Annotated in this window: 11 protein-coding genes; 8 read left to right on the top strand and 3 right to left on the bottom strand. The window is 66.9% G+C overall.

Going from position 1 to position 12,924, the window contains the following annotated elements; genetic code table 11:
• Positions 1-114 precede the first annotated feature (114 nt).
• From NDI65_RS17080 to NDI65_RS17065, 4 genes are all read left to right on the top strand, one after another.
• Positions 115-1,869, top strand: a complete 1,755-nt coding sequence (locus NDI65_RS17080; protein ID WP_089776897.1) for a ferredoxin--nitrite reductase — start codon at positions 115-117, stop codon at positions 1,867-1,869.
• Positions 1,870-1,871: 2 nt separating this feature from the next.
• Positions 1,872-2,057 (top strand): hypothetical protein, encoded by a 186-nt coding sequence (locus NDI65_RS17075; protein ID WP_042663946.1) that lies wholly within the window; start codon positions 1,872-1,874, stop codon positions 2,055-2,057.
• Positions 2,058-2,186: 129 nt separating this feature from the next.
• Complete coding sequence (locus NDI65_RS17070) at positions 2,187-3,320, top strand: thiolase family protein (RefSeq protein ID WP_089776896.1); 1,134 nt, start codon at positions 2,187-2,189, stop codon at positions 3,318-3,320.
• A gap of 159 nt (positions 3,321-3,479) precedes the next feature.
• Positions 3,480-3,650: a hypothetical protein gene (locus tag NDI65_RS17065; protein ID WP_007276136.1), complete on the top strand. Its 171-nt coding sequence runs from the start codon at positions 3,480-3,482 to the stop codon at positions 3,648-3,650.
• A gap of 52 nt (positions 3,651-3,702) precedes the next feature.
• On the opposite strand, the gene NDI65_RS17060 is transcribed toward NDI65_RS17065, so the two are convergent.
• The 3 genes from NDI65_RS17060 to NDI65_RS17050 all read right to left on the bottom strand — a co-directional run bounded on the left by NDI65_RS17060 (position 3,703) and on the right by NDI65_RS17050 (position 8,748).
• Positions 3,703-5,610: a cation:proton antiporter gene (locus NDI65_RS17060; RefSeq protein ID WP_310893874.1), complete on the bottom strand. Its 1,908-nt coding sequence runs from the start codon at positions 5,608-5,610 to the stop codon at positions 3,703-3,705.
• Positions 5,611-5,739: 129 nt separating this feature from the next.
• Entirely contained in the window at positions 5,740-7,740 is a 2,001-nt protein-coding gene (locus NDI65_RS17055; protein WP_089776894.1) for a long-chain fatty acid--CoA ligase, read from the bottom strand.
• 99 nt (positions 7,741-7,839) lie between these two features.
• On the bottom strand, positions 7,840-8,748 hold the full coding sequence (locus tag NDI65_RS17050; protein ID WP_089776893.1) for an MBL fold metallo-hydrolase: 909 nt from the start codon (positions 8,746-8,748) through the stop codon (positions 7,840-7,842).
• An 84-nt stretch (positions 8,749-8,832) separates the two neighbouring features.
• Here NDI65_RS17050 and NDI65_RS17045 point away from each other — a divergent pair, with 84 nt between their 5' ends.
• The 4 genes from NDI65_RS17045 to NDI65_RS17030 all read left to right on the top strand — a co-directional run bounded on the left by NDI65_RS17045 (position 8,833) and on the right by NDI65_RS17030 (position 12,878).
• A complete protein-coding gene (locus tag NDI65_RS17045; protein ID WP_089776892.1) occupies positions 8,833-9,093 on the top strand; it encodes a hypothetical protein in 261 nt (86 codons plus the stop codon).
• Between the two features lie 140 nt (positions 9,094-9,233).
• The gene (locus NDI65_RS17040) at positions 9,234-10,802 is read left to right on the top strand and encodes a DASS family sodium-coupled anion symporter (RefSeq protein ID WP_042663938.1); all 1,569 of its coding nucleotides are present in this window, start codon (positions 9,234-9,236) and stop codon (positions 10,800-10,802) included.
• A gap of 107 nt (positions 10,803-10,909) precedes the next feature.
• A complete protein-coding gene (serS, locus tag NDI65_RS17035; RefSeq protein ID WP_310893873.1) occupies positions 10,910-12,295 on the top strand; it encodes a serine--tRNA ligase in 1,386 nt (461 codons plus the stop codon).
• 217 nt (positions 12,296-12,512) lie between these two features.
• A complete protein-coding gene (locus tag NDI65_RS17030; RefSeq protein WP_310893872.1) occupies positions 12,513-12,878 on the top strand; it encodes a hypothetical protein in 366 nt (121 codons plus the stop codon).
• Positions 12,879-12,924: the final 46 nt, after the last annotated feature.

Raw genomic sequence — 12,924 nt, 5'->3', positions numbered from 1 at the left:
GATTCTCAACGAATACTCTTATGAACCTCTGTCGAGTCGTGTTATCACGAAACATGACCAAGTTCGCAAACAAACGCACAGGAATAGTGGATAATTGCCCACTGGTGGTCGGAAATGGCGAGTAAGAAGGAAGCGTGGAAGTCGGAGCTCTACGGCGACGCGGTCCGCGAGAAGATAGAGGAGTTCGCCGAGAAGGGCGTCGACGCCATCCCCGAGGAGGAACGGGACAAGTGGTTCACCCGCTTCAAGTTCTGGGGGGTCTTCCAGCAGCGGACGGGCCAGGACTCCTATTTCATGATGCGGCTGACGAACGCCAACGGCGTCCTCGAACCGGGACAGCTCCGGGCTATCGGCGAGGTCGCGCGGGACTACGCCTCCGGCCCCGTCGAGAACCCCGAGTTCGGCGACGCGTGGATCGACCTGACGACGCGCCAGTCGATTCAGCTCCACTGGCTCGAACTCGAAGACATCCCCGAGGTCTGGGACAAACTCGAAGCCGCGGGCGTCTCCTCGCGGTCCGCGGGTGGCGACACGATGCGGAACATCACCGGCTGTCCGGTCGCCGGCCGCGACAAGCACGAACTCGTCGAGTCCCAGCCGCTCCTCGACCGCTTCCAGGAGGACCTCCGCGAGAACGACGCGCTGTCGAACATGCCGCGGAAGTTCAACATCAGCGTCACCGGCTGCCGCGAGGGCTGCGCGCAGGACTCGATAAACGACGTGGGGCTCGAACCCGCGGAGAAGGAAATCGACGGCGAGACGGTCACCGGCTTCAACGTCCGCGTCGGCGGCGGCCTCGGCTCCCGCAAGCCGCGCGTCGCCCGCGACCTCGACATCTTCGTCGCCGACGAGGACCGCGCCTACGAGGTCGTCCGCGGCTTCGTCGAACTCTACCACGAACACGGTAACCGCGACGTACGGGCCCGCGCCCGCAGTCGCTTCTTCGTGGACGAGTGGGGCACGGAGAAGATTCGCGACCTGCTCCAGGAGGAGTACGTCGACTTCGAACTCCGGTCTGCGGGCGAGAACATCCGCGACGAGTACACCTACAACGCGGGCCGCCCGGAGTCCGCGGGGAAACACGACCACATCGGCGTCCACGAGCAGGCCAACGGCGACTACTACGTCGGTCTCAGCGTCGCGGTCGGCCGGCTCACGGCCTCGGACGCCATCGAACTGGCCGACATCGCCGACGAGTACGGCTCCGGCGAGGTCCGGCTCACCCGCCGGCAGAACCCGCTTCTGATGGACGTGCCGGAGGAGAAGCTCGACGACCTGCTCGCAGAGCCGCTCCTCGGCAAGCACACGCCCGTGCCGAACCCGTTCCAGCGCGGCACCGTCGCCTGCACCGGCACGGAGTTCTGCTCGCTCGCGCTCACGGAGACGAAAGCCCGGACCGCCCGGATGCTCCGGTGGCTCCGCGACAACGTGGACGTGCCCGACGACGTGAGCCAACTGAAGATTCACTACTCCGGCTGCACCGCCGACTGCGGGCAGGCGAACACGGCCGACATCGGCCTGTTCGGTATGCGCGCCCAGAAGGACGGCGAGATGGTCGAGGCGATGGACATCGGCGTCGGCGGCGGCATCGGCGAGGAGCCGTCGTTCGTCGAGTGGATTCAACAGCGCATCCCGGCCGACGAGGTTCCGGGCGCAATCGCGTCGCTCGTGGAGGCGTTCGCCGAGCGCCGCGAGCCCGGACAGACGTTCCGCGAGTGGGTCGACGCCGAGGGGACCGAGGCGGTCACCGAGTACTGCGTCCCCGAGGAGACGGAGTTCGAAGCGCCGTACATGCACGACGCGAAGCAGTCGTGGTACCCGTTCGCCGAAGAGGAAGCGAAGGCCGAACAGCCGGTCACGAGCGACTGAGCATGACCGACCGCATCGCATCCGACGACCCGGCAGACGACGCCGACACCGACGTCGACGACGCGCCTTTCGAGCACGCCTCGGCGGACGTCGCGCCGGAACTCTTCCCGGCGGAGCCAACGGTCGCCGACGCGGGTACCGGCGGAATCCCCGGTCGGCCGGACAGCGACTCCGCCACTCGTTCCTGACGTTCCGAGAGTCGGTGCCGTCGTCTCCACTTTCACCGCTTTCTCGGCGTTTTTCGACCTGCGAACAACTCGTAACGACGAATAGCGAGTTCTAAACTATTTATGGTGTTCGAACCCCGACACTGTGCCATGCCAGAGCCAGTCATCGCGGCCGCGTACCGCACGCCGTTCGGCAAGGCGGGCGGCGTGTTCGAAGACGTTCGAAGCGAGGACCTCTCGGTCACGCTCATCGACCACATCCTCGACGAACACGACGTCGACCCCGACGACGTGGAGGACCTGATGTGGGGCGTCGCCCAACAGCGCACCGAACAGGACAACAACGTCGCCCGCGTCGTCGCGCTCCTGTCGGAACTCGGCGAGGGGACGCCCGCGACGAGCATCAACCGGTGGTGCGCCTCCTCGATGCAGGCCATCATCTCCGCGTCCGACGCCGTCGCCGCCGGGAACCGCGAGTGCATCGTCGCCGGCGGGGTCGAGAGCATGTCCCGCGTGCCGATGGACGGCGACTCCTACGAGCACCTCCACCCGGAACTGAGCGAGCAGTACAACATCTTCCAACTCCAGATGGGGATGACCGCCGAGAAGGTCGCCGAGGAGTACGAGGTCTCCCGCGAGGCCCAAGACGAGTTCGCGCTCCGGAGCCACCGGCGCGCCGCCGACGCGACCGACTCGGGTCGCTTCGACGACGAAATCGTCCCGGTCGAGACGGCCGACGGCGTCGTCACCGAAGACGAGGGCATCCGCCGCGACACCTCGATGGAGGTGCTCGCCGGCCTCGACCCCGCCTTCTCGGGCGACGGCTCGGTCACCGCCGGCAACTCCTCGCAGATAACCGACGGCGCGGCCGCCGTCCTCGTCACCAGCCGCGAGTTCGCCGACGAACGCGGCCTCGACGTGCTCGCCTCGGTCGGCACGAACAACGTCGCCGGCGTCGACCCGACGGTCATGGGCATCGGCCCGGTCCCGGCCACCCGCGGCCTCCTCGACCGCGCCGGCACCGACATCGACGACTACGGCCTCGTCGAAATCAACGAGGCGTTCGCCAGCCAGTGTGAGTACTCCCGCCGCGAACTCGGTATCGACGCGGACGAACTCAACGTCAACGGCGGCGCAATCGCCCTCGGCCACCCCCTCGGGGCGTCCGGCGCGCGCCTCCCGGTGACGCTCATCCACGAGATGCAGAAGCGCGGCGTGGACCGCGGCCTCGCGTCGCTCTGCGTCGGCTTCGGCCAAGGTGCGGCAATCGAGTTCAGTCGGTAAGGTCGCCCCGCGTTTTTATCCCGGTTCGTCGTGGGACGCGAGCGAAATCCGAGGACCACGCGTCGGTGGTTCCCCGAACCGCCGACCTCGGCTATCGCTCACGAATATACGTGCGCCTTTCGTCACGTTCATACTTCGGTCGTCGAGAGTATCCCGGTGATGAATCTCACGACGGCCGTTCTCTCGGGGGGCGTCGCGGCGCTGGCGGCCGCGGGGGTCGCCTCCGCGGGAGTCGCTCCGAGCCCCGACCTCGGCGCGCCCGTCTGGTACGTCCTCGTCGCGCTCACCGTCGGCTACTGGACGGTGTTCGTCCGGTGGGCGCGGCGCTGACCGGTCGGGGACGACGCGAAAAATTCGACCGCGCGGCGGGCGGCGAGAGCCGTTACTCGGGGTTGACTAACTCTTCTGCGTCCCGGACGGCCTCGCGCTCGCCGATGATGGTGATGCGGTCGCCCTCCTGGAGGGTGTACTCCGCGTTGGGGACCGTCGTGTCGCCGTTCCGCGAGACGAGCGTGACGAGACAGCCGTCGGGCAGTTCGGGACCGATTTCGCGGATGGTCCGCCCGATGAGTCGCTCGGCGGTGACCTCGACCTCCTGGACGTCGCCGGAGCGGCCGATCTCGCCCATCCAGTTCGACATCGACGGGCGCTCGATGTAGTTGTCGAGCGCCTGCGCCGTGGCGATGGTCGACGAGATGGTCCGCACGCCGAGTTCTTCGAACGCCTCGACGTTATCGGGGTTGTTCGCCCGCGCGAGGACGCTCTCGGGTTCGAACTTCGAGTTCGCCAACTGCGCGACGAGCAGGTTCACGTCGTCGTCGCCGGTCGCGGCGACCACGAACTTGGCGTTCGCGGCCCCCGCGGAGCGTAAGACGCTCGTGTCGGCGCCGTCGCCGTGATGGACGGTAAAGCCCATGTTCCGGGCCGTCTGGACTACTTCTTGGTCCTGCTCGATGAGGACCACGTTCTCTCCGCGGTCTGCGAGGCGTTCGGCGAGCGCACGGCCCACTTTCCCGCCTCCGATGATGAGTACACGCATTGGGATGACGTCGAGGTATTCTGCGATCTGGCGAGCGAGGCCGGCCTCGAAGACGACGGTCGTCAGGATGACGAGGAAGACCGTGCCGACGAGAATCGAGGCGCTCTGGTTCAGCGCGGCGGCCTGCTGGGCCATTCCCTCGGCCGCCAGCCGCGTCGCCTCCTCCTGTAGGGCGATAGCGAACAGCGAGGCCACGGACGCGGGGATGATACCGCGCGGGCCGACGAAGCTCATGAAGAGCTTCTCTCCTTTCGTGAATCGGTCGCCGCGGGCCGAGATGAAGACCAACAGCGGCCGAATCACGAGCGCGACGGCGGCGACGACGACGAGGCCGCCGACGCCGAGGTTCAGGAGGTTCTGGAAGTCCAACAGCGCCGCGAGCGCGATGAAGACGAACGACAGCACGAGCAGCGTGATGTCGCCTTTGAACGCCGAAATCTCCTCTTCGTACGGCACGTCCGCGTTGCCGAGGAGGATACCGGCGGTCGCCACCGCGGCGATGCCGGCCTCAGTGGCGACGTAGTCGGCGGCCGCGTAGGACACGAGCGCGCCGGCGAGGACGAGCAGACGCGCGTTCTGCGGCGCGTTGCCCGGCGAGAGGTCGACGTACCGGAGCGCGTAGTACAGCGACCCGGCGACGACTGCGCCGACGACGACGCCGACGCCGAGGCGCTCGGCGAACAGCGTCACGAGAGCGTTGGGACTGCTGACGCCTTCGAGGATGGCCTCGAAGATGACGACGGCGACGATGGCCGCCGTCACGTCGTTGACGATACCCTCCGTGTCGAGCGCCGCGCCGACCCGGTCGCGGACCGGGACGACTTCGAGAATCGGCGCGATGACCGTCGGCCCGGTCGCGACGAGGAGCGCGCCCACGAGGAACGACACCGGCCACGGCGCGCCGAGCGCGTAGTGGACGACGACGCCGGTCGCGATGAACGAGATTATCGCCCCGACGGTGACGAGTCGGAACGTCGCGGCCGGCGCTTCCCGTAGCTTGTCGATTCGAAGGTGGAACGCGCCCTCGAACACTATGATAGCGACCGAGAGACCGACGATGGCCTGTAGTGCGTTCCCGAACGAGTCGGGAGAGATGACGCCGAGGACCTCCGGGCCGAGCAGGATGCCCGACGCGATGAGGAACACGACGCTGGGGACCTGAAACCGGTCCGAAAGCACCTGCGAGACCACGCCGATGCCGATTATCGCGGCGACGAGCGGGATGAGGTTCGCCCCTCCTGCTGCGGCCACCTATATCGCCTCCATGGATTCGGTTCATGTGGCGACGGAAGATAAAACCATACATCTCGGGCGGTATTTCCGCGGAGTTGAGAATACAAATGGGTGGAAAATTCTCGTAAAAGTTTGGTCTGTCAGATTTTACTGGCTCGCGTCCCGCCCGCGGCTCCGCCGCTTTCCGGGCCGGCGGTCCTCGTCGTAGATGAGCGACACCTCGTCGGCGTAGCGGTCGAGGATGTTCCGGCGCTTTTTCTTCATCGTCGGCGTCATCAGGTCGTTGCCCTCCGAGAACTCCTCGGGGACGACGCGGAACTGCTTGATTCGCTCGTAGGGCTCGAAGTTCTCGTTGGCCGCGTCCACCTCGGCCTCGATGCGCTCGTACACCCGGTCGTCGCGGCAGACGGCCGCCGGCTCGTCCGGGAGGTCGATTCCCTCCTCGGCGGCCCACTCCCGCAGGCCGTCGAAACTCGGGACGATGAGCGCCGAGACGAACTTGCGGCCGTCGCCGAGGACCATGCACTGCTCGACCACCGGCGAGGAGGCGAAGGCGTCCTCGATGGGGCCGGGGGCGACGTTCTTGCCCGTCGAGAGGACGAGAATCTGCTTGGCGCGCTCGCGGAACGCGATGTAGCCGTCGGGCCGGCGTTCGACCACGTCGCCGGTGCGGAACCAGCGTTCGCCCTCGTCGTCCTCGACGAACGCCGCCTCGGTCTCCTCGGGGTCGTTCCAGTAGCCCTGGGTGACGCTCGGGCCGCGGACGAGCAGTTCGCCGACCTCGCCGCCCGCGTCGCCGAGTCGGTCGCCGACGACGGTCGTGTCGAGTTTCGTCTCGACGGTCCGAAGCGGGTAGCCGATGGTGCCGATTTTCGGCTCCTCGGGGGGGTTGACCGAGATGACCGGCGAGGTCTCGGTGAGGCCGTAGCCCTCGTAAATCGGGAGGCCCATCGCGTGGTAGAGCGCGCACAGCTCGGCCGAGAGGCTCCCGCCGCCGCTGATGAAGAAATCGAGGTCGTCGCCGAGCGCCTCGCGGACCTGCGCGAACACGAGCCGGTCGGCGAGGCGGTGTTTCGCGGTGAGCAGGTAGCCCGGCGCGTCGGTCGTGTGGTACGCCCGCCCGACGTCGACCGCCCACTCGAAGATGCGCTTTTTCGCCGGCGACTCGCCGGCCTCCGCCCGAATCGCGTCGTAGAGCTTCTCGTACACCCGGGGGACGCTCGTCCCGGTCGTCGGGCGGACGAGTCGGAAGTCCTCGCGGAGCGTGTCGGGGCTCTCGGCGTAGGCGACGGTCGCGCCCGCCGCGAACATCATGAAGTGGCCGGCCATGCGCTCGAAGACGTGCGCCAGCGGCAGGAACGACAGCGTCACCGAGTCGGGGTCGATGACCGGCGTGTCGCCTTTGTCCGGGCGCGGGCCGAAGCGCCGGTAGCTCTCGTTGACGTTCGACCGGAAGTTCCAGTGGGTGAGTTGGACACCCTTCGGCCGGCCCGTCGTCCCCGAGGTGTAGATGAGGCTGGCGAGGTCGTCGGGGTCGCGTTCGTCCAGCCGCGACTCGGAGGCCGCCTCGTCGTACACTTCCTCGCCGCGGCGGTAGAGTTCGCCGAGCGTCAGCACGTCCTCGCGGTCGTCGTGGCCGTCGTACTCGTCCACGACGACGATGAACCGCAGGTCCAACTCGTCTTCGACGGCGAGCACGCGCTCCAGTAGCTCTTGGTTCTCGACGACGACGGCGTTCGCACCGGGGTCGGAAAGCAGGTACCGCGTCTGTCGCTCCGACGACGAGGTGTAGACCGTGGTGACGACGCCGCCCGCGCCGAGGACCGCGAAGTCGGTCTGCGCCCACTCCATGCGCGTGTGCGAGAGGATGCCGACCCGGTCGCCGCTCTCGATGCCGAGGTCGCGGAACCCGGCCGCGAGGCGGCGGACGACGCCCCGCATCTCCTCGTAGGTCAGGTCGGCGTAGTCGCCGTCGGGGGCCGCCGGGACGACGCCCTCGGCGACCAGCGACCGCCGGTAGACGCCGCCTTTGTATCGCTGTGCGACTCGCGAGGCGTTCCGCGACGCGCTCGCCTCGAACATCCGTGGGAGGGTCGACCGCTCGATGACCGGGTCGTCGAACGCCGCCTCCGCGTCCCGCCAGTCCATGTTCTGTTAGTAATAATTCAACATCTAAAAACTATGTACGTGCGGTCTGTTGAAAGCCCGCGATACCGCGGGGAAACGTTGATTGCGACCCCGGTCGCGTCACTCGTCGTCGCCGACGTAGTCGAGGTAGCCGAGCACGCCGCGGGTGTTCAGGCGCTCTTCGTCGCGGGCCTTCCGCGCGCCCCACACCTCGTCCATCTGTGTGTGCTCGACGAAGTGGTCGATGACGGCCTCGTCGTCGCCGAGTTCCGCGCGCTTCTGTCGGATGGCCTCGACCCACTCCACGAGGACGCGCTTGTACGCCTCCGCGAGGTCGGCGTCGTAGGGTCTCGGGCCGAAGTGGCCGAAACAGACCGTCTCGGGGTCGATGTCCTCGATGGTTCGCACGTCGTCGAGCGCCTTCTGGAGGTGGAACTGCGAGGGCGGCGAGGTCTGCCGGAGCGTCCGCGACCGCGGCTCCCAGATGCCGAGCGCGTCGCCGACGAACAGCACGTCGTCGCCGTCGTCGTGGAACATCACCTGATGCGGCGCGTGGCCGGGCGCGTGGTGGACCGTGAGCGTCCGGTCGCCGAGGTCGATTTCGTCGCCGTCGGTGAGCCCCTCGACGCGCTCTTCGTCGATTGGGAGCGGTTCGTCGTAGAACCGCCACTGGTCTTCGACGGCCGCCTTCGTGCCCTCGACGAGTCGCGAGGGGTCCACGAGGTGCGGCGCGCCGAGTTCGTGGGTCATGACGGTCGCGTCGGGGTAGCGCTCGGCGAGGTAACCCGCGCCGCCCGCGTGGTCGAGGTGGACGTGCGTCGGCAGGATGTACGCGAGGTCGTCGACGCCGACCTCGTCGAGCATCCCGAACACCGCCTCCCTGTCGGCGGCGATGCCGGTGTCGACGAGCGCCGGCTTCTCGGCGTCGATGAGGTAGACCGAGCCGTACTTCTCCACCTCGTACATCCCGCTGTCGACGTAGTAGATGTCCGTGCTGTCCGGGACGGGTTCGACGTCGCCAATAGCCATAGTTGACGCCCGTCTCCGGGGGAGAAAAGCGTTCGGTCGCCCCGACCCCCCACGTTGATTACGGGCGACTGCAAAGCCGTCTCCATGTCCGAACAGGGCGGCGAACCGCTTCCGGATGTCGATATCACGGACATCTCTCCGATGGCGTGGCGACTGCTTAGAGTCGCCGCCGGCTACAACCAGCGGGCCGTCGAACGCGCCGTCGACGACCTCATGCAGGCGCACATCTCGATGCTCGAATCCGGGAGCCGCGGCCTCTCACGGTCGCGCCGACGCGCCCTGCTCGCACTCTACACCGCGGAACTCGACGACGAGCAGGTCCGCACGCTCGTCGAACACTTTTAACTCGCGTCGTGACGCGACGCGGACCCTCGCTTCCGTCTGCCGATTCCGACGGGAACGCGGCTGTCGACACCGATATACCGCCATTCGCTACCGTATTGAAAATAATTAAGTAAGACTATCGTTAGAGATACCGTGTATCAATGATACGCGGTGTTACAAAGACTGCTCGCGGACGATTCGCCGTCTTCACGCTCGCCCTCGTCGCGTCCCTCGCGCTGGCCTTCGGGCCGTCGCTGGAGGGGCTTTCGACGCGGGGGCAGTACGCATTAGCGACGATGGTGTTCGCCGGCATCCTCTGGGTGTCCGGCGCGCTCCCCCTCGCGGTGACGGCGCTGTCGATACCGGTGTTGCTCACGGCCTACGGCGTCTACGGCGACATCGACCCGGCGCTCGCCGGCTTCGCCGACCACCTCATCTTCCTGTTCATCGCCGGCTTCATGCTGGCGAACGCGCTCCAGAAGTACAACATCGACCGCCGCATCGCGCTGTGGCTCATGGCCGTCATGGGGTCGTCGCCGCGGCGGCTCATCCTCGCTATCATGCTCGCCACGGCGTTCCTGTCGATGTGGGTCTCGAACACCGCGACGACGGCGATGATGACGCCCATCGCGCTCGGCGTCCTCGCGCAGGTGCTCGGCCGCGAGGAGGTCTACGAGGCCGACGCCGCCGAGGGCTCCTTCTCGAACATGCAGATAGCGACGCTCCTCGGCACCGCCTACGCCGCGAGCGTCGGCGGGGTCGGAACGCTCATCGGCACGCCGCCGAACGCGGTCGTCGCCACCCAGCTCAACGCGCTGCTCGGCTACGAAATCGGCTTCGTCGAGTGGCTCCTCGTCGGCCTCCCAATCGTCGCCATCACCCTCCCCATCGTCTGGTACCTCCTCACGTTCCGCTTCTATCCGCCCGAGGTCGACGATGTTGAGGGTGCCCGCGAACAGGCGCGCGTGTACCTCGCCGACCAAGGCGCGCTCTCGACCCGCGGCCGCCGGGTCGCGTACATCTTCGCCGCCACGGCGGGGCTGTGGGTCGTCGGCGGCCTCGATCCCGTGTTCGAGTTGTTCCTCTCGGACCCGGTGTTCAACACGCTGTTCGGGACCGCCGAGGGGGCGACGCTCCTCGGCGTCGAGGGGCATCAAGGCCTCCTGTACTACGTGATGGTCGGGATGGTCTCCATCCCGACGCTCGTCCTCGCGGACACGATGGAGTGGGACGAACTGGTCGACATCGACTGGGGGACGATTCTCCTGTTCGGCGGCGGCATCTCGCTGGCCGACGCGTTCGCCTCCACGGGCGCGACGCGGTGGCTCGCCGAGGCCGTCTTCGGCTCCCTGACCGGCGCGCCCATCATCCTCGTCGTCGGCGCTATCGTGCTTCTGGTCATCTTCCTCACGGAGATGACCTCGAACACCGCGACGGCGACGATTATCGTTCCCGTGCTCATCGGCATCGGGAGCATCTTCGCGGCGACGCTCGGGCTCACCGAGGTCTCCGCGGCGGTGTTCCTCGCGGTCAGCGGGGCCATCGCCGCCTCGTTCGCCTTCGCGCTTCCGGTGGCGACGCCCCCGAACGCCATCGTCTTCGGGAGCGGCCACATCAAGCAGTCGCACATGATGCGGGCGGGAACCGTCCTCAACGTCGTGATGACCGGCGTGCTGACGATTCTCATCTGGTTCCTCTTCCAGTTCGTCTGGCCGGCGTTCCTCTGGTAGTCGGCGCGTCGGTCCCCGACGCTCGCCGGCGTCTCTCCGTGCGGTCTCCGCTCTCGTTCCTCGGCGATGCGATACGATTTTCCCGCCCGCCCGGAAACCACAGCCCAATGATTGACAGGCAACTGCTCCGCGACGAACCGGAGCGAGTTCGCGACGCGCTCGCCGCCCGCAACATGGAGGGCGTGGACATCGACCGCGTCCTCGACGTGTACGATGAGTGGCGCTCGCTGAAGGCCGAGGGCGACGACCTCCGCCACGAGCGCAACGAGGTCAGCCAGAAAATCGGCCAGCTGAAACAGGAGGGTAAAGACGAGGAAGCACAGGAGGCCATCGACCGCTCGGGCGAGCTCAAGACGGAGCTACAGGAGCTGGAAACCCGCGCCGACGAGCTCGAAGCGGAGCTCGACGAGGCGCTCATGGAGCTGCCGAACCTCCCCCACGAGTCGGTCCCCGTCGGGGCCGACGAGGCCGACAACGAGGAGGTCCGCCGCGTCGGCTTCGACGACCGCCGCGAGCTTCCCGACGAGGTGACGCCGCACTACGACCTCGGCGAGGAACTCGACATCATCGACGAGGGTCGCGCGGCCAAGACCACCGGCTCGGGCTTCTACTTCCTGAAAGGCGAGGGCGCGATGCTCGAACACGCGCTCGTCCAGTTCATGCTCGACGTCCACCGCGAACAGGAGTACGTCGACCTGTTCCCGCCGATTCCGGTCAAGACCACCTCGATGGAGGGCACCGGTCAGCTCCCGAAGTTCGCGGAGGACGCCTACCGAATCGGCGGCGCGGAGACCGAGAACTACGAGGACGACGACCTGTGGCTCTGTCCGACCGCGGAGGTCCCGGTCACGAACATGTACCGCGACGAGATTCTGCTGAAGGACGACCTCCCGCTGAAGCACCAGGCGTACACGCCGAACTTCCGGCGCGAGGCGGGCGAACACGGCACCGAGACCCGCGGCATCGTCCGCGTCCACCAGTTCAACAAGGTCGAACTCGTCAACTTCGTCGAGCCCGAGGAGTCGTACGACCGGCTCGAAGCCCTCGTCGACGAGGCCGCCGAAGTGCTCGACCGCCTCGGCCTGCCGTACCGCGTCCTCTCGCTCTGTACGGGTGACCTCACCTTCGCGTCGGCGAAGACCTACGACCTCGAAGTGTGGGCCCCCGGCACGGAGTCTGAGGACGGCCCCGAGGACCTCGGCGGCCGCTGGCTGGAAGTGTCGTCGGCCTCGAACTTCGAGGACTTCCAGGCGCGCCGCGCCGGCCTCCGGTACCGCCCCGAGCGCCACGAGTCGGCGGAGTACCTCCACACGCTCAACGCCTCGGGCACGGCCGTCGGCCGCGTCATGGTCGCGCTGCTCGAATACTACCAGAACGAGGACGGCACGGTCGACGTGCCCGAACCCCTCCAGCCCTACATGGGCGGCCGCGAGGTCATCGAGGGCCACGAGCCCGTCGGCGAGGCCGCGGTCGGTGCGGGTAAGAAGGACTGACCGGGACGAACCGCTCTTGGATTCTCCCTCTGCGTATTTTTCTCGCCTCGCGGATTCCCTCGGTTCCGGCTCTGTTGTAATCCTCAGCCGCTGATCGTCTGCTGGGACCGTACTGAATAGAGAGCGCGGGACGGTCGCAACCCGATACTAACCGTATTCACCGAGGTTTGTCTGGTCCTGATTCAATCTTTTTATGTTGACGAAATGTCTTGATGACATGGCCGATTACAAAGCCCTCTCGGTCGGTGTCATCGTGGGGGCAGTCATCGCGTGGGTCCACTCTGTTGATGGGTCGCGGAACCCGCGACTGCTGCTTTCGCTTGGCCTCATCTGGGCTCTTGCTGGCTGGCTACTCACTCGAAATCGCTCCGCTTTGAAGCACAGTAGCCCCCTCCCGCAGGTTCTGTTCTCCCTGCTGTTGGCGTTTCCTCTGTACAGTATCCACTCCGAGCTTCAACTCGGTGGGAACCGACTCGCACTTGTGCAGCTCGCGATGGGGATTGCAGTTGCAGGAGTCGGACTCGGAGCAGAACTGAACAAGCCAGCTGACGCAGGGTCCTCGAACCGCAATCCGGCTGATTGACCGCTGATAGACGCACCCGCCGTACTCAGCACGCCCTTCCTAACCG

This window comes from Haloferax sp. S2CR25 (genome assembly GCF_031624535.1).
In the GTDB taxonomy this organism is placed as follows: Archaea; Halobacteriota; Halobacteria; order Halobacteriales; family Haloferacaceae; genus Haloferax; species Haloferax massiliensis.
Note: the sequence above shows the minus strand (reverse complement) of the source record. Positions and strands in the feature narration are given on the sequence as shown.